The sequence below is a fragment of the Pontibacter pamirensis genome, assembly GCF_010015475.1.
In the GTDB taxonomy this organism is placed as follows: Bacteria; Bacteroidota; Bacteroidia; order Cytophagales; family Hymenobacteraceae; genus Pontibacter; species Pontibacter pamirensis.
The window spans coordinates 1-20450 of sequence record NZ_SSNI01000055.1; the positions used below are offsets into that span (position 1 = coordinate 1).

The 20450-nt window shown below is 45.0% G+C and carries 3 protein-coding genes; 1 reads left to right on the forward strand and 2 read right to left on the reverse strand.

Translation table 11 applies throughout. The features are described 5' to 3' along the window. The first annotated feature begins 183 nt into the window (after positions 1-183). Positions 184-2784: a hypothetical protein gene (locus E1919_RS24995; protein ID WP_162056145.1), complete on the forward strand. Its 2601-nt coding sequence runs from the start codon at positions 184-186 to the stop codon at positions 2782-2784. Positions 2785-3003: 219 nt separating this feature from the next. Here E1919_RS24995 and E1919_RS25000 read toward each other — a convergent pair whose 3' ends face one another. Both E1919_RS25000 and E1919_RS25005 read right to left on the reverse strand, forming a co-directional pair. After that, positions 3004-12465, reverse strand: coding sequence for a Tc toxin subunit A-related protein (locus tag E1919_RS25000; RefSeq protein ID WP_162056146.1), 9462 nt, complete (start codon positions 12463-12465; stop codon positions 3004-3006). A 56-nt stretch (positions 12466-12521) separates the two neighbouring features. Next, a complete protein-coding gene (locus E1919_RS25005; protein WP_162056147.1) occupies positions 12522-20330 on the reverse strand; it encodes a SpvB/TcaC N-terminal domain-containing protein in 7809 nt (2602 codons plus the stop codon). Positions 20331-20450: the final 120 nt, after the last annotated feature.

Below are 20450 nucleotides of genomic sequence, written 5' to 3' on the forward strand. Positions count from 1 at the left end.
TCAGGGGATAGGGAGACAGATTCCGGTGGAGGTATACAAACAGCAGGCGGCCTGATTGGGAGAGGACTTAGGGAAAAATCAACTTAAAAACAGTGCTTGGTGGTCCTACAAACAGGGAGTACTATAGAGCTTGTACTGTTGCTGCAGAGCAAAGAGGAGCTCCTTATATTAAAACAATATGCAATGGAGGCATTAGGCTCTTTTCTAATCGACAACACTGCTGCTGTTATTCGTCCCTTTGCGCTCTACCCCAATGAACAGGATACTGATGATGAGTTGAAAGGCATTGCTATTCGCTTGCTCTATCCTTCCTATTTATCAACAGAAGAAGTAATAAACAACCTTACAACTCCAAAAGACAGTAGCTTATTTGGAGCTTATAAAGCTTCCATTGATGCCATTGGACGAGAAATGCCTATAGAGGATGCAGCAGTTGCACTCGAGTTATTGTTGAAACGACCTAATATTTTTGATGAATATCCCCACGGGGATTTTGGTTCATTAATAAATAATGTACTAGACAAGGCATGGACTGCATTAAGCTCTGGTTCTAAAACAATAATAGCAGTATTGGCTAAGTTCCTGCAGGAGCTTATACGGCAAAATCGCCCATTTGAAGTTCATGCAGATTTAGCTAATAGGCGCGAGGTTGCATTAGAGATAATGGCTAATCCTGAATTTGAAGAATACTTGTTTTGGCTAACAAAGAGTAATAGCCAATCAAACCTCCTTAATAGCAATGATTGGGATTGGTTATTAGAGGTGCATGCAAAGTGTCAAAATAAAGTCGTAAAAAGAGCGGCTAGTCAATTACTAAGTCAACTTTTTTACTTTGAGGATACAAAAAGAATAAGTGAATTTATACAGCTCTTCGATAAAGATGCATGGCTACAGGAAAATGTGGCGCATTGGTTTAATCCTATCGAACTAGGTTCTAAGCAGCATCTACGGATGAAAGAGAACTCAGCAAGAAGTAAGGAAGCCGCAAACCAGCAACATGAAACCCGAGAAAAGCAGACCTCTGCTCGGTCTCCTGTAGACGTTACGTTAGAATATCTTGAGTCATTTGAGGCTGGTGATGTAGATGGATGGTGGCGTATGATTCAAGTCATGCAATCTGATTTTGACAGAAATAAACGCAAGAGTGACCGCGAGTACGATATAAGACAACTGCCAGTATGGGACAGATTGACTAAGGAAGTCCAAGCAAGGATTATACAAGCTGCAAAGCACTACTTAAAGCAGTATAATCAAGTTAAAACAGAATGGCTATATTCTCGTGAATTCCGCAGACCAGAATTCGCTGGGTATAAAGCATTGCTTTTGCTGGCAAGTTCAGATATAGATACCTTCGATGAACTACCTGATGGATTGTGGCTTATTTGGGAACCTATCGTCACCTATTGCTACCTGGACAGCTATGGAAACGTCTTAGATTCCAGAATTCTAGTAATAAAAAAAGCATATAAAATTAGCAAAGTTCAATTAATCAAATCGTTAGACCTTTACATTACAAACAGATTATCCCAAAACAGTAGTCTATATACCATTGAAAGCTTAGAGCCTATTGTAGACGAGCCTTTAGCAAATTTTCTTTTGCTGAAGGCAAGTGAGTTAAAATTGTATAAAGAAAATTACCAGTACCTTATTAGGACTGCTTTTTACAACTGCCCACAACTGGCTCTCGACACAACAGCCAAGGTGTTAAAAGAGCTTAAAAAAGCTCCCGAAGATACTGAACTGCGGAGCATTGTGCTTACCCTTTCTTCAGAGTTTCTATTGAAAGGGAATCTAGAAGCATGGCAGCTACTATGGCCTTTCGTTAAGGAAGACATAAATTTCGGCTATGAATTGCTCATAGAGACACTTAAAACGGCAGATCGCACGGAACAGGGAGTATTATATAAACTACAAACACAGCATCAGGCTGAACTGCTAGCTTGGCTTTATCAGAATGCCGCAACTCGAACATCATCGCATATCAACGATTACATAACTGGTTACAAATATTATCTGATAAGCAACTTGATAAAGCAGGGAACACCTGATGCTATTGAGGCGATAATATATGTCGCAGATGAATTGCATGGCAATGAAGGCTCCAAATGGTGGATTGTTGAAGCAAAAATGCGTCAATGTGAAAAAGCATTTTTACCGACCAAACCATCTGCACTTCGTGAAATATTATACTACGGTCAAAGACGCTTTGTCCGCAGCTCGGAAGAACTATTAACAGTCTTAGAAGAGTCACTTTTCAGACTGCAAAAGAAGTTACAAGCATATAACCCTACAGCTTTTTTCCTGTGGGACAAACAAAGTTCAGGTTCATACACTCATAAAGATGAAAATGCTTTTTCTGACTTTGTAAAAATGCATTTAGAGTATGATTTGTCTGATAGAGCAGTCGTGGTTAATAGAGAAGTAGAAATTAGGCGTACCACTACAAAAGGGAGTGGCGAAAGAACAGATATCCTCGTCCAGGCTATTAGCTTACATGAAGAAGGTGAGCAGTCGCAATATTCGGTTGTAATAGAAGCTAAAGGATGCTGGCATGGAGAATTATTAACAGCTATGCAAACTCAATTAACAGGCCGTTACCTTTCTGAACATAGATGCCGTTACGGTTTGTACTTAGTAGGCTGGTTTGAGTGCTCCCATTTTAAAAGCCCTTGCAGTGCTAAAAATATTGAAGAGTTCAAAGAAAACCTAAAAAGTCAAGCTCTTCAACTTTCAAAAAGTGCCGTTAGTTTAAAGGCTGTCGTTATAGATTGTACAATAGCATGATATAAGATGCTACTGCTCTTCCCCATTCAAAAGTTGGGTAAAAGAAAAAGAAGTCATTTATCCGTTGTGTCACATTATCAACTCTAAAGAACCTTTTGGTTTTATCCCATTTTTATTCGTGTTCATGTAATAATAAACCCCTTCTTTACTTGTTAATAAAAATTATTGTACCTGAGTCCGATTAGCCAAACTCTAGCCATAATAAGTTGTTATAGAAGACTATGAAGTAACTCCAATCTCATATCGTATTCCTAAATAAATGTCTTCTACAATATTGGTTATAGACAGATCTGCAGGATTCAACCTTATTGTCCAATCATCAATTGGGGAGCCTGAAAGACTGGAGAAAGTCGCTACAGGCAATCCTCCCCAGGCAGGTTCCTCTTCCGATGAATCAACTGAGAGTGCAGCAGAGGGAGCTGTACTTGGGAGTGGAAGAAGCCCTTGTCCCAACTGAATATTTTTTTCATTGAAGTGAAGGATGTTATCTTTTTCTTTCGGTTTTACAACAACAATAATTTCCTGAACTGTAAGGGCTCTACCCCGCAGGAAGTATGGGAAGTGCCTGTTTTCAATTCTAATTTGGGTTTCATGCACTATTTCGCCTGCTGCAGGATGAAGGAAGCGATGAAATTGTGAGGAGAACTCCTGCTTTAGACTAATTAGGCGAGTGAATGGTGTAGTAGAGCCTGCTAAACCATCCAGCCAGTTGTTTAAGTTGGTTCTGAGTTGCGCCTCTACTGCACTTTTTAGTGACTCGTCATACTTTGCTGTATACTGCATATGCATGATAACATCGGGGATTGTATCATAATCGAAGGGTCTGAAATTTTGTGGTAGCTCCAAAGTCCAGGAACTTATGGCCCCAGCGCCTTCGAATGGTAGGTAGCGTTCATCCCTGAAATTGAGTTCAAATAAACCGCTGTCACTTTGGGCACTGCTGGTTGCGATGGAGGCACCATTACGTAAAGGGGGTGGTAATACTTCTCCTACTGTATGATTTACACGTACCCAGTTGGAATCCAAAGTAAGTTTAGCGCTGATGTTGGTATAAGGCCCGGTAACACAAGGAATAGTCAGACTCACTGATTTTATGCGACGGCGGTAATGACCTGGAAAATCCAGATCGAATAGCATCTCGGGGATGTGAATGGTACATACTCCGGTTTCACGAAGCCGCACCAGCTGTTCGGGCGCGAGCATGCCCAGAGAAATGTGTTTTGTCATTTCTAATTCGCGCGCATTAGAGGTTAAATAAGACTGCTCTAGCTGCTGAAGCTGCAGTATCAAGCGCTCTCCAGATAGCAATCCTGCTTTGTCCTGGCCCCAGTTATTTTGTTCAATAAATGGAGAATAGTCACCCATTTCGTTTTGGTATGCTCCCTCAGCCTGTTTTGCGGTTTCATAAGCAAGAAGGTAGGCCTGATGGTAAATACGTGTTAGATGCTGTGCCATCCAGTTATACAATCCTAATCGGGTGAATTTACTTTTCATGAACTCAAACTGCTCCTCACTCTGCTCAACGTTCTTCTCATAAATTTCCAGATCACGTTGAGCTATCTCTTCACGTAGTTTGGCGGCTTCTAGCTGTTGCGACAGCTGTTCATATTCTTGCTCAGCAGTTCCGAGTTGGAACCCCCAATCTTCTGCTCTTCTTTGGTTACTGGCTTCCAAGCCTGCCGATGATGATAATGCAGACTTCTGTTTTGCCAATGCACCAAAAATACCAGCTACAGCACTAAAACTATTACCGAGCTGTTGACCACCATATTTCATTGAGAAAGGACTTCCAAGCTCAGGGATAAGATGAAAGACAGCTGCAAGAATTTGATGAGATGATTCAAGCTTTGTGAATGTGGTTGCCGAGTCTAATGCTCTCTGCTGAGTGCGTTCCCATTCGTTTAAACCTGTTTGAATCAGGTTGGTATAATAGGCTATTCTGCTTTCTATATTACGCTGGCTTTCCTCCAGACTTTTCCATTGTCGTTGAGCTTCCTGAATTTGCTTCTCCTTTACCTTTTTAGTTAGCTGAAGGACGTTCTGTTCGTGCGTTGCCCGCATTAGGTTTAGTTCTTCAGCATCTTTCTTTTCTAAGGCGCTGAGCAAGGCAGATCCGAAACTTTGTACTGTAGCGGCCATACCACGAGCCTTTTCTATTAATATATTGAACCGATAAACGGTTGGCTGTCCTGTAGAAAGAAGTATATTTTCCAGCGTCAAGCCAGCTGCCTTAGCCTTAACTAACAGCATCGGGTCAATGGGTGGCTCAAATAAAGCTAAGGAACGCCTTAGCCCACTTATATTCATACAGTTGCGAATTTTGAAAAGTCGATCTTCCACACGATCCCAATAAGCCAGCAAATTTTCATTCACAGGAATACAAAAAACAGCCCTTATCCGAGTTATTTCAGCTAAAAATTTGCCAGCGGGCTTTGAATCAGACTTGCCCTTAGTTAGAGTGCTTTTTCCGTTTGCCTTTCCGTTATTTTGAGACTTTATCCTCTCTGCAATTGATAGTCCTGAACTGTTGATTTGCTTTGGTTCAGTACGAAAAGTGCCATCATTCCTATAGGACTGCATGGAAAGTGCCTGGTCTTTTGTTGGCTTAACCCGTAGATTTTCCAATACAACAAATTCTGACTCTCCTTCCAGATCTTCAGCCACTCGTCCATAGGTGATTCTCTCCGGTACAGAGCATGTGCCCAATTCAATCGGGCGCTCTCCTAAAATATCGAGGGCAGTCATATACAAAAGCGTAGCCTCGTTAATTGATTCGTAGGTATCCTGGGTAAAAAGATAGTCGCCCCAATCCAGCAGGTTATCTATGTACTTCATCACTACAGCCTTCTGAAAGGCACCAGATCGCAGGCGAGCTATAGCCCAAGGATTGAAAGGATTAAGGCGATACTGCTCAATAGCTGCTTCATTAGTCATTGTATCCTGTAACGACTCGATATTTTGGAAGCGGAAGGGTGCGTACCGCCAGTTCCGGTCCTCAGGCTGCTCATCAATTTCAGGATTCTCGGAGGCAGTGGGGTCAAAAATATAATGATACCACTGTTGTGCCTCAGCATATTTATAATTAGCATTTAAGTGGTTGGCGATAAGAAAAGGTATATGGAAATAGAGTTCTCTAAAGTAATTACCACAAGCACCTTCAAAATCAATATGTTTTCTTTCTGATAAAAATAGCGCTATATTACTGTTGCCACTCCATGGGCCAAAAGGTTCTTTATGATTTATTTGTGTTTCTACAGAAAGCATCTTGTTTAGGTCTTGCTCAAAAAGTATGGTACCTAAAGTTTCAGCAACGGTTGAGCCCAATCTTTGGAATGTAAACCAAGAAGTATTACCCGCACTGAGCAGAAAGCTATCTACCTCAAATGAATTAATATTTTCAAATTTAGAACTATTTATAGCTAGTGTAGAATACTCCGAACCGATTGCACCATACACATACTCCAAAATATCATTGAGCCCATCGTTCTCTGCTATTTGGGTCATGTTTCTATAAGCCACAGCCTTACTTAAATTACCTCTAAAAGATTCATCTGTTTGTTTTATGCTTTTGTCAAGAAAAGATATTTTATGAAAGAAACTTTCTGAAGCCCTGCTAGTGCCATCAAGATTGATAGAATCCCGATAATAAAATCGCAGTTCTCCGTTACTTATACGCGGGTATATTCTATCCCATTTATACCCTGTTAGCGTATGAGAATCTTTCGCACTAACATGAATACCACCATCTTCATGTTCTTCTGTATAGTCAGATGTGAGAATATGTGGATCTAAACCGTTGATTTTTGTAATTATTTCATTTGCGGTTGAAAAATCTAGAGCGGCTACTGCATCATTGAGAGCCTTTATAGCCTCAATAAGTTCAGATTTAACATTTTCTAAAGTATCTCTTAACTTAATTTTTGTTGCAGGTGACCACTTTCCAGATGAGGTTTGGTGTGAAAAATTTAAATAGATAGAATGTGTGTAGCCACGTAAAAACGTCCGTCCATCTCTAAATTCATTCTGCAGGCGAGTTTGGATCTCGACCCAATAGATGTACAGTTTTCCCTTATGAATAATTGGTGATACCACATGGGCATTGATAGCTATGTCAATAGGATACCAAGGCGACCAAACAACATTATAATCGTCAACAGTTGGTGACAGGGTACGATAATAATATTGAGGTGGATCCTCCAGCGTGTGAGCTACTAAGTATAAAGGGTTATCATTAAAAGCTCTATATCCACCGGCATATTTCATGTTGGCGACTTTCAAAAACTTATCCATGTAGTTCTTGTAAGCATTCTCAGCACTTTCGGCCGTAATCTCCTGCTGCAACAGTTCATCTTCCAACTCTTCAAAGAATGGTGTTTTATCATCGCGAAGATCAGGCTCGAGGTAATTTTCCGGATAAAGAAAAATTTTACGATTTACCTCCCATACCCGGTAATTCTTACGCCATTCCCATTCTTTTTTAGGAATGGCTGAAGGTGGAACATGAACTTTAGCGGGGTCTTCTGCTTGCTCCAGGTTCATCAGGCAGCGGTGGATATAAAGTTGTAAGCTGGATATGCCTGCTAAGACCCAGGAGGTTCTGGCACAGCCTTCCATCTCCGGATCCATGAGGAAGAACCGGTAGAGATCAAGCGTATCACGCAGCTGGATGTTTGAGCTCACTTCGGAGAATGCCGGAGAAAGCAGGAAGTCCATTAGCCCTTTCCGCCGCAGGCCCAATATTTCATCAGTGTAAGGTTCCAAAAGCTCCTGTCTCTTCTTCTCTTCCGGATATTTGGCTTGAAAGGCTCCAAGCATTGCGTCCCTCCCTAGCTGTAGCATTGCGTAATTGTATGAAGCAATTTGATCCAGTGCAGCTCCGCTCACCCCTATTTCCTGGCATATGATGATTGCCTCTTGCAGTTGCGCTACAGCCTCTAGCGTCTGTGCCGATAGCATCATCTCATTGATCAAAGACTCTATCAGAACAGGTTCGCATTTTAAAATCTTTGCTAAATTACGTCTGTCTTTATCAGTCATATCCCTATCAAAAGCAACTAAAGCGTTATGCACTTCTTCCAACACCACGTCCTCCGGTGAAATAAGTGTGTGGTAAGTAGAAAGGTGGAGAATAAGGGGAAGGTTAATTACCGTAGGATCACCGAAAAGTGTTGCATTATCTTCAATAAACTCCAGGTGTTCTGCCTTAAGCTCCAGAGTTTCTTTTAGTAGGTGCCACTTCTCTAACCTGCTAACAAGGATTTGCAGGTTTTCATCTGAAGAAACTGCTGCCTGCAGTGCCTCCAACGTGACTCCAGTAAGGGTGATAATAAACTCGGACACCTCCCTCTCCCAACGGAAAATGTTACCGAGTGTAAAATAAAGCCTTTCTTCATCCATTTCAGGAAGCTGCCTGCGAAAATCTTCCAGTTGTTCGTCCGTCATCTGCAACCTAAGATCCTTATACTCCTCGTCCAGTACCAGCCAGCCCAACTCATCAAGAGAGAATGGGAGGTCTTCTATTTTAGGTTTAAATTCAGTCAGCTGAAGAATTTCGTCTAGGGAGTTGAGTGCAGTCTGACCGGACGATTGCATCAACCGGATGTGTGTAAAAAAGTCAGAAATCGAGAGCGTCAGTTTGCGTGCCAAGAGAGCGTGCCGGTAGAGCCAACTGAGGTTTTCTAAGTTCAATACCATAGTGAGGTATTGAGAACCAGTAGCATCGGTACCTGGGACAGTAACCAGATCAGAACGAAGCAGGATCAGCAACTTAATTAAATCAGTTTCACTAAGGCTCAAGCCTGCCAGCAAGCGGTAGGCATCCGGATAGGGTAATTCAACAGTGGGATGCTCTGTCTCCAAACTGCGAAAAATCACAGGTTCCCCAGTAAAAGGTTCATCACCAAATAACCGGTAATACATGCTTCCCTTCTCCTGAAAGAATAGTGAGTCTTGAGCAGCATTTTCTCTAGGGTTTGGAATGGGATTAAAAAGACTTACCAGTTCTTCTACACTCAGTTTTAAACGGTCCTCCAAAATTTTGAGCTTAGCCAGGTGGAGAACTGCTGCCTCATCAATTACAGGATCCGGGCTTTCCCTTGGCAGCTGACCAAGAACAAAGTCGAAGCTGGGCAGAGTCCAGCCTGTTTTACGCCAGAGGCGAATCCATCGGTGGATGAGGTCGAGCGCCGCCACTGCACGCGCTGCATCACTGCTGGTAATTTCTTCCTCGAACTGCTGCCCCAGGCTACCTTCAACTATCGTTTTTTCAACACGTAGCGAATGGCCTATAAGTGTTCCAGCCTTTAGAAGTTGCGTCACATCCTTCCGCTCAAGCCCTGTCACTTTCATAAATTGGGGCACGGAGATTAAAATAGGACCACTAGCGCTAAACCCATAGAGAAGACGCATACGTGTTAAATTTGCGTCTGCCCTGCTAATAATGTCGAGCTCAACAGGAACGATCTGCAGATATGCAAGGCCATATTCAGCCGTATCCCGACCCAGCAAATGATAAATGTCTGCGCGTGTCAGGCGGAAGTGTGAGAGGTAGAGCCGTAGTTCCTCTATGGCCGGAAGGAAGGGCTGGTTAAACGTGCTGCGCGTTTCCGCCAATCTTTGATATAGAGCATTGCTATTACTAACACCGAGGTGGCGAATCAAAAATCTTTCAAATGTGTGGTTGACGACCTGGAGATAAGGAATTTGGGTGTGAATGTTTTTACATGAAAGTTCTAACTGCCAAAGATCAGGTCTTCGGTTGGGCAGGTAAAGCGGACTTTCTCTTCGGGGATCTCCCTCGGGGCCAAAAATTTCTTCGTTTTGCGAGACATGTTCGTCTACGAACGCCATTAAATCTACAAAATAGGCAGACTGGCCGAGCACTGAATTGCAATGGGGGCAATCGCAAAAACTTTGAATTCCGAAAAGCTGCTCGATGTCTACCATATCGAGGAAGGATTCAGCGATGCCTGGATCCCTGTTGCTTACGCGAATTGGAATGTCATTTATAGCTGTACCGAAACCATAGCGTGTCAACTCCCCTTTCATTACCTTGTCCTGGGCGGCCCTATGCACTTCCTTAGCCTTTTCCGGGGCAAGCTTCGCATCAGATGCAAGTATTATCGGAGAGGTGTTCATTATCTTAAAGTTGCTGTCGTATCCCGCAGCTAACAGGCTCAGTCGCGTCTCCGTATCATCAGCTGCAAACATTATCCGCTGGAAAGCCTGCGCCTGCTTTCTGATTTGCGGGCGGTCAGCTTCCGGAATAGTACCCCAGTTAATTTCATTTAGCTCTCCCTGCGCGAAGTAACGATCCCTCAGAAGATCAGCATGTCGCAGGTCGAGCGCCGGATTACTTTGTCGGAAGCTGTTAAATTGCCGGATCTTCTGCCCTATCTGATTTTCTTTAGCCGTGTTATTCAGTTCAGGATTGTTGAAAATATCCTCCAGGCCCAGTGATTTGTAGAGTTTAAAAAGAGGTGAACCTGCTTCCAGAGGCATTTCACTGGCTTTGTACTGGGAGCGGGCAAATAGGCTGTCAGTAGGAAGGAAAGTATCCACGTTCTGTACAATAGCACTCACATAATCTTCAGCATTTTCGAATTCTTTAGGAATAGCCGCTCCGTTTGCTGAAGCCCGTTCCACAACACTCCTCCATTCACTCACCGACCAGCCTGCCAACACTTTTACAGACTTTTCTCCAATCTCTTCCTGTACCTGTTGCAAGACTGGCAGGTGATTAAATGTGAGAAAACTACTTTGTAGCGTAAACCGGGCGGTGCTGATCGCTACCTCATCCAAGGCTGTTTCCTGGCGCAGCCTATCCCAAAAATCTTCCTCCCCTTTTGCTTCATATTGCAGAGTGAAGCGAACAAACTGCCGCTGCTGCTCTACTCCAAGTTCGGGTGCAGTATGGAGGAGGAGACCGAGAGGTGGTTCTGATGTTTGACCGTCCTCTTCAAAAGCGGCCGCAATTGCTAATTCCTGTAGTTGTTCCAGGATGTTATCAAAATCATCCTCCAGTTGGGCAGGAATGATATTTTCCTTTATAGAGGTTCTCAGTGCTTCTTGTAATCTGGGCGGCTTTACCTCCAGCAGTCGGTGGTAATTTTCTGGCAGCCCCTGCCGCAGCAGACCATAGAAGATTGAGTGGTTAATTTCTTGCTGATCGCTCCAATGAGCATCCAGTTGGAGAAAGCGAAGGTGTTCTGATGAAATGCCTGTTTCACCTGTGAGAAACTGAAGGTCCTCATCTGTCAGTTCTGACAGCCTTACATTTTCTAAAAGTGGCTCCAATTCCTCAACATATCGTTCATACTCCGAGGAACCAGTACCTCGGAATTGCCCCGATTGCAGCGTAAGGTCAATGACCTGAACAGGCTCAGCGTTAAAGAAAATACTTGAGTCGGTAATTTTCTGACCGTTTGCATCGAGTATTCGAATGAACAGATCAGCTTGTTCTTTCTCAGCACGACGAAATTGAGTGCGGTTGTAAGTGATTTTGTAGTATCCTTTAGCGTTGGCAATTTGTTCACCAAGTAATTGTGCTGATTCCGGGCGCAGATCCCGATCAAAAGCACGAACTGTTATATTCCTAAAGGGAGAGTTATCAGCATGGCGAATTGTTCCCCGAACAATAAAAGTGGTTTCATCAGGAACTGGCAAAGTAGCGAGAATGGTGATCGTCTGATCGCGGGGGAGCAGGTTAGGAATAGTGGTTGTGGTTGGTAAAGTCTGGTTATTTTGTTCTAATTGGAAAGCTACTTCTATAGGCAGAGGCTGATTATCAAAAAGACTCTGCTCAAAGGAGATAGCAAATTCGCCCCTGGCATTCGTTCGACTGGTTTGAGTCAGAACAGTTTGGTTATTTGCCCTGAAGGTAGCGGCAATGGCAACATTGGGTAGAGGGTTGTTATTTACTCTGATTTGGACAGTGCCAGAGAGAGTATAGGTCTGTGAAATTGGCTGGTCAATGGTCAGATCAAGCGTTTCCTGGCGGCTGGCGTACATCTTTCTGGCTTCGGCAACAGGCGTACCCTCGGGATTATATAGACGGACGAGAAGGTTTGGACCATTGCGACCGCCGATGGATTGCCAGGCGTAGGGAATTCGGTAAGTGCCATTTGCCGATAGGTTGACTAAAGTGCTGAGAGCAAAGATATTAGTATCAGAAATGGCGTCGAAAGCTCGAACAGTATAACCATTTCCGCTAAAGGGTGTGTTGTTAGCTCGGAGAACTCGCCCGCTGACTGTGAATTGCAGTTGAGGGTTCTCTTCTTCAATAGTGACTTGTGCAGATTCGGCTTCAAGTTTTTCCTTGAGGGTATAGGCATCTTCCTGATTAATATCTTCCAGGATTAGTCCACTTACCCAAAGTAATTTGGCAATATCATCTTCAGGTAAAAGGATAGCTTTTAGGATGCTGGTAAGCGCATCAAGGTCTTCATTAGGAGCCAGCAAGTGAACTGTGGTATCCGTAGAAGTATAGCTGGATCTGGAGTAGTTTAACTGATCCAGCCTTTCTTTGACAGCTGTAACTTGCCTTGGTGCTCCTAGTTCAAAAAGAACACCCTGTACTTTGAGCTGTTCCTGGAGATGATTGTTGTTCTCAATGTTTTCAAAAAATGTGTCCAGAACAGCTTCTCTATTGTCAGTATGGAATAATTTAACAATTGTTTTCATTTGGAATAACGCTAATTAAGAAGATATTGGAAATTCTCAGAATCTTAGTATTGTAATCAAAAGGACATAGCCCTTCCCCAAAGGACATGCTCTGGGGTTGCCTGTTGGGCAATGGCTTCTCGACTTTCATACAGTTCTCCTGGTAACCTTATTGCTTCTACAGTCAAACGGACTGCATCACGAAACTGTCCAATTGGGGTTTCTCCAATCGCTGCTTCTTCAGCCGCTGACTCACCTAAATTCCACGGATCATTTGGATCAAATGTATAATAAGTAACAGCAGCGCCTACACCTGTTAAAAGAGCACCAAAAGCTCTTCCAAACCTAAACCTTCGAGCCGAACTTCCAGAAGGGGATGAACCGCCACCTCTAGGGGATGAACCGCCACCTCTAGGGGATGAACCACCACTCCCCCCTCTTGGTGGTCGCGGCCTGCCTGAATAAGCCTCTAATTGTTCACCTGAGTATCCCAATTCCTGAAAATCTCTTGCAAGTGCAGAAGCATCTCTTCTATGAATTTGCACTTCAACCACTTGTTCTCTTGCATCACTAATGCTATGATCAGCATTAAATAAAGCTTCTTCGAGATAGGCTTGCTGCCCTTGTCTCATCTCCACTAACTGTTCTGGAGTAATTGTACCTATACTTATTGCCACGTCTAAATCGCCAGTTAAATGATAAATATCAGCCTGTCTAGAAAGTTCAGAAGAAATAGATTCTAATTGTCTTTCAGCATTTTGCAAAGTTGCTTGGCTTTGATTAACAATATCTCCATAGCGAGTTGTATTTTCAACATCGCCTTGTCTGGCTGCTTCTAAATACCGAGGTAAAGCATCATTATATTCACTAACTGCAGTAGCGAGTTCCTCACGTACAGTTTCTAGCTGTTCCACCAAATCCTCCACCTGAGCAAGACGCTGGTTTATTTCATTGACAACATCGTCAAGCTCGTTCATTCCAGATGGATCTGAAGCTTGACTAGGATGACCACCAACATACTCATACATATTTATTCCTCCTTCAAATCCTATCGGGTCACAGCTCCCCCACCTCCCCAACCAAGGCAAGTAATACCTGGCCGTATGATAACTCAACCCCGTCTCCTCATCCCTTTCCATACCTGTATAGCGATATCGTTTTGCCGCAGCTCTTACTTCGGGATTGCATGCTTGATAGGCTGTGGTGCCGTAAGGGTGGTATTCCTCATAAGAAATGATTTCTGCATCTGCATCAATTTCTAACCCAACTGATCCTAAGTGGTTGCTATATTGGTAGCGGTAGAGGATATCAGCATCAAGATTGGGATTATCCGTGCTTAATACATCCTCAACAATTAGCACCCGCTGATCCTCTAGAAACAAATGATGGGTTTCAATTTCCTCAACCAAAGTACCCCCTCTCCAACGACGGTACCACTCCATCCCGCCCAGATAAAATCGCTCTTCCACTGTACTGCCATTATGTTCAATACGTTTGCGGGCGCGTTGCTTGCTCGCTTCATAGTTGTACCATATCTGTCCGCCCCCCCCCTGATTCACGTGATGGATCATGTCTCGGTAATCCGTACGTAGATAATAATCTACCGGGGTGCGCTTAAGATTAAGCATACTACCGTGGGTATCGTATTCGTAACGTTGAGAAAGAGTGGGGGTATCAACATAATGATTCGGGCATGGGTCATTAGGATTTGCCAGCTCCCCTGGGCCTCCTGTAGCCAATAGGCGATTACTGTCTTGCGCATACTGATAGCATCGTTTCCAGCGCAAAACCTCACCACCAGTGTGGGTCATGCTAAGGATATTACCCACTTCATCATATGCATAGCGCTCGGTATATCGCTGCAAGGCTTCCGGACTGTTTAAGAATGGAATATGAGTAATAGGCTCAAACTTTCGATAGTCACGTTGTACATTGTTTTGAGCAGCATGTTCCCGCCCATTGGCATATATAAGACGATAAAGAGCGTCGTACTCGTACTGGCAGTGCGGCTCTATAATTGTGTTATTAAAGAAATGAGTCTGCTGTGCATTGTCCCTGATCTCGGTGATATTACCTCCGGGGTCATATGTATAGTGCAATTCCTGAAGACCTCTTGAGGTGCGCAGTAATATCAGACGGAAGGTTTCAGGGTCATACTCATAGGTAGTAGTTGTATCATTGCCGTACTGAATCTGGGTATGCTGTCCTTTAGCATTGTACTCGATTCCTCGGATTGCTTCCGTTCTTTGCGTTCGAGCTACTATTTCATACCCCCCTGACCTTTTAATTGCAGCTACAGTGAGTTCTTCACTTAGAAGAACACCCCGCTCATTGTACTCCGGCTCATAGACTGCTACCCGTGAACCTTCACCTCGATGCCAGTTGTATAGGCGCGTCATTCGATTGAGTGCGTCGTATTCAGTAATTTGAGTGAAAATTTCTCGTTCCAGCCTATATGTGGGCGAACCATCAGACCAGTTAATCACCGGAGCAATGTACTCAGAGGCCAATTGGCGGCGCACCTCCAGCAGATTTCCTTTAAAATCAAATCGCTCATTGGTGATCAACCCACTGGAATCGTAATGCTGGTAAAGCTGGCCCCGTAGGTTACGGTCAGTATCATCCTCCTGTTCCTCACCGTAGATGAAATGCTCAATTAGGTTCCAATCACCAGAGTTGATTCTAAGGCGCCGCTCCTGCGGCCTTCGCAAGGCATCATAGGTATGGAAGTACACCCGATGCTCTTCCACCATTACTCCCTCGGCTGTTACGCGTTCATTCATGTCCCAGGCGTAGAAAGGCTGCCCGGCAGCATCGTTGATCATCCAGCGGTCGCCGGCATCCATGCTATGCTGAAAGAGCAAATTACCAGCGATGTCGTAGCAGGGAACGGTGCCAGCAGGCATATTTTCCAGGTTGGCTGAGTCAGGTTCATCGGCGGCACGTGTCGGTTTGGCTGGTGTAATGTATTGCATCACCAGATTAGCCCGAGCATCGCGGATCCACAGCGGTTTGCCTTCGGAATCAAGCTTAGTGTAGGTAACATACTTTTCGTCACGCAGGTGCCCATTATTCCGGGTGCGGTTGTGAGCAACACTAATTACCTTACGACCAAGGCTGTCAAGAACTACGGTGCCGGGCGTATTGGCATGTTCGACAGCCAGACGAGCCGCATTCTCATTTTCCGGTGAATTAAAAGTAGAAAAGTCAGGATGAGCAGGATCAGTTCGGCGTTTGTACCAGTTACTTTGTTTGTCAGGATCCGGGTCGTATGCTGTATCGTTGGGGTCGTAACTTGTTACATGCCATGGGGAGAATTCGGCGCGGCTGAAACTACCATCAGGTAACTCAGTGCGGGTGAGTCTGCCAACAGCATCGTAGTACATAATGGGAGTAACACCATACTCAAGCAATTCTTCAAAGATGTGGGAAGCAGTGAAATAAGGTTCGTACTGTTTGACTGGCTTTCCTTTATTGTTGAGGATGGTCTTGCCGTTTGCAATCCAGCGCAGCGCACCACCCCGTGTTTCTGGTTCGGCCTGTATCTTCTTAACAAGTATATTACCCCCACCGTCCGAATACTCAAACGCCAGTTGAAGCGGGCTTCCCCCCTCTCTCTCTACAGAGACGTGCTGTTCGCGCAGAATAGCGGCGGCACAGGCAGGATGTAGGCCATAACCTACTATTCCATCCTCTGCATACGCCTCTCCAAAGTAATAGATAAATCGTGCAGTAGCGCTGCCCAGCAGACGGCGGGCTTCTGTTGTACTGAAGTTTTCTGTAAAGAACCCTATGTAGGTGTCAAGGTCAGGTTCTATCACCTCGTCGGTCAAGTCCAGATGGTCGGCTTCATTCCCCTTGCCTTTAACAGCCATAGCTGCCGGAAGACCCAGCACATCGAACACCACTTCTGAACGATTACCGTTCATATCTTCCATTTCACGCGGTGCCAGAACCCTATAATCGAAATGTCTGACGGTGTTCGTATTTCCAACCGGATCTCTGCTTGAGCGAATGAATAAGTGTGTCTCCTCATCATAATCAATTTCAGTCGTTTCCCCAAAAGGATCCGTATACCACTCCGGCAGGAAAAAGTGTTCGGCCGCATCATCTGAAAATCCTGCCACGCCAGCCCGCATCCAGTACTGTCCTGTGTTATCACCCGGAAAGCGGGTATCTAAACCACTTCCACTCAGGTAACCACTCAGCATTTCTTCAATAAGACGGTTGCGTACTTCGTCCGTCCATTTGTCACCCAAAACAGATGTCAGAAGTTGCTCCGTAAGCGCAAGTTTATAGGTTTCAAAAGGTAGCCCAAGATGGTTGAGGTCGCCAAGTTGCAAAGGCGATTCCAGGTCGGTGTGAAAGAAAAGCATACGCACATGCTCGACAAGGCGCTTCTGCGGACTTGTTCGGTTTGGCAGCTCGTGATAGGCAATTTCCGCCACAGGCTCACCCTCGTGCTGGTGCACCAGGCTCAATTGAAAGCGACGAAGCTCATTAAGCGTGAAATAGCGATTATCAAGTGGTTCCATTGTACTTAAGTCGCTTTCATCCTCTGAACTGATGCCTGTCAACTCATACGTCAGCACTTCACATGGTACACTCAGCCGATTATTATCTTGTTCAAGCACGTCGTTTGTGTAGCGTGTTTCGGTATATGCCAGGTGCGTTTCCCTCTGTACCTGGGCAATCAGATTTTCTGTACCAGGCGGAAGCGTAACATCTTCATGCCGGCCAATGCGCGGATAAACAGCCGCCACAGATTGCAAAACATTACCGTAGTCATCTACCTTAAGGTTGAGCGTGTGAGCAATGCGCGGATCAGGCGTGAGCGTGTCAGCAAGCAAATCAAGCTCGTAATTGTAAGTTATGGCTTCACTTTCGGTGACAAGAAAGACTCCATGGCGCTGCTTAGCCTGCGGCTGCAATAGCCGAATATGGCAGTTGTGGTAGGCGGTGGTAAAGAGTTTTACCAGACGCTCTTCGTGGAGTCTCAGCGCAGTTATATCTAGCTCGTATATTTCCTGGCGCAGCATCATTCCCTTACAGGCACGCAAAGCCTGCCGGCATTCGTCTGGAGTCAGGTTCTGTAGTATAATATCCGGCTCTGGTAAAACATCCTCCAGGAATGTTCCCAGCACATTTGTCTGGTGTGGAAGCATTTGTTCAAACCAGTTGGGGAAATATTCTCCTTTGTACTGCGAAAGGATATGTTCGCGGCCTTGAAATGCTCCGGTATGAAACCAGGTGACAGTTTTTACCGGCGGCTGGTAAAGGGTTTGATCTTCGGTAATGCCCGCACCACCAAAGGATTCAACATCAATCTGATCAACCCGGCCAAATCCCCTGAACTCACGTTCTTCCCCATCGAAATAGCCGTGGTGGTAGCTGTAGCTCGTGGCAAAGCTTGTCTTCCTCCATTTATCGGTAACTGTCACCTTTTCGACCACATGAACCGGAAAAGGCAATTTTGTTATCCAGGGTTTACCAGCAAGCTTATCAGCCAAATAAAACTTGGTTGAAGGGGCATAATGCACTTCAGTTTCGGCGCCAAGGTTGTTTTTAGTCCTGATAAGCAGGTGCGGCTTTTGGCTACCCAATAATTTTACATAGCGCATTTGCCGGTCTGCATTGTCTGGAAGTGGCGATGACCAGACAAGGCAGGCGGTGCCGTTGCCGAGCAGGTCTACAACATTAATATCGGCTAAATTATCCAGGCTGGGGAAAACGTCTAGGATGTGGGCCTCGCTCCAACTGTTGCCAGATTGATTAAAATAGAGGCGAATCCCATCGCGGTGCAGGTAAATAATGTCTGTGGTGCCAGTGCCGTCAATATCTGCCAACCTGATGCGATTTTGATCAAACTGGTCCAGGTAGTCAAAGTCTGGAGCATGCTCCATGGTGACTTTAGATCCGAAACGCCCATACCCCAAATTGGGCCAATAGCAAATTTCGCCGTTGCGGATACGCACCAGATCGATAAGACCATCACCGCTGAGATCTGCCAGATAAATGGATTGGGTACCATCGGCAAAAACCAATTTTGGCCCCTTCTCTTCATCCATTACCTGGGTCACTCGTCGTGCCGAATCGAAGCCAGCTTCGGCCAAAGATGGATGCCAGACGAAGGCATCATTTTCGGTAATCAGCACGTCAGCGTGTCCGTCACCATCCAGGTCCACGAACTTTAAGTTTGGATTGCGCAGGTCGTAGATGAGTACTGAAGTAAACGGTTTAAAGTTCTGCCAACCTTCTGCACCATCGTGTTCGTATAGCCCTGGCACTGCATCATTCATTACCACCAGGTCGGGAAGCCCATCCCCTGCGAGATCCATAAATTGAGCACCACCAGCCAAGGTACTATTGGGTTTTATTTCGATCAGCTCAAGGGGTGCAAACTTCACTTCTGTACGTACTGTACCATTGTTTTCCTTTTCGTTGATGGGACTGTGGTTGCGCTTATAGAACCAGGCGCCATTCTGCTCAGCAAGAATGCTGGGAATTCCTTCCCCATGCAGATCGTGCCACTGGAAGGATGTACCGTCAAGACCAATAGGCAGGTTTTCCAGACTTTGCTCATCCACATCCTCTACCACATTTTGTACGGCAGGCTTGCTGTACTCAAACTCAACCGGTGGCAAACTACGCTTCCTGTACCCCTCGTCTGCACGTTTATAGCCAGTCTGGGTAATAGCCTGGAGGAAAGTATAAACCGGATTGCGGGTGCTTGAAGGATCTTGTTCATGAGAATAGGTGAAATCCGTGGACCGAACGAGGCAATCATTGCCAACACCAGCTTCACCGGGAAAATGATGGAACATCAGCACCCGCTCGCAGAGTCTCGTTGTACGTACCTCAAAGCCAGCACGGTAAGAGGAAAATGGATCGAGTCGGTAAGACCAATCTGGTGTTTCACCAGGCATTGGCCTTTCAGCGCTATGTTCTCCGTAATCCAGCACCACCTCAAACATCCAGTCAGTATCCTGGATCTGTGTGCTGGTTAAAAAGGGCGGGCGTAGTGCTGTTTCAGTTAAAAGTGTTGTGCGATTACCGTAGCGGATGCGTTTGAGATAACGATTGGTGGTGCGGCGAGCATCTCTAAGGTCACCCCTGTTACGTTCGTAAGTATTGGCAAGGTCAACTCCAACACCATCCTCTGGTTTGTACTCGTACAGAACAGCATTGCCTTTATCGTCCCTTGTTTCGCAGATCAGCCAGCTAAAGATCCGTTGAGAATCTTCCGGATCCGTAATTCGTGAATTTGGGTCTTTGCCATAAATTGTCAGGATATTATCTTTTGATATGGAACGCCAATGGACATCTCCTGGATCGTCTACCCTAATCCAGCGCTCAATGCGGGCAAACAGCCCCTCAATGCGAGGTCGGTACCGTCTTATATTATATGTTACACCCCATATAGTGTGTGACTCTTCTAAAATAACATGTTTGCCCTCTTCTAAAATCCAGCTGCCTGTTGCATCCTGCTCAAAAACCGGCACCAGATCCTCTGCACCTGAAAGGACGAAGACATCAGATTCTACTGTATCACAATACTGGGGCAGACCTTTATCGGTTTTTCGGGTAATGGAAGGCAAGGATAAACTCCAGCCAAAACCAAATATGCCATTGCCACTACCAGAATCGTAGGATAGAGAGAGTTGAGGTCCAAACCCGGAGCGTCCAGGGCTGGTGGCGATAGGAATACTCATGGAGCCAGTGCCAGTGACAGGATTAGCGGCGAATTTTTCACCCATGCCTCGGATAGCGCCCCCACCTTTAGGAAGGTTAATTTGAGGGGCTTTTAGAAGCCCATTATCCTTTTTGTCCTCACTAGCATTCGCCTCCTGACTGGAACTGTGGGTTTGAGTGGGGTTTGTTTTCATACTTTAGCATAATCACGGTCAGGAACAATCAGCATTTTACTTTAGGTTAATAGGTCCGGCAGTTAGACGTATCCATTATCAGGTAGTAAGCCTATTAAGGTCCATAATGGAAGCACCTTT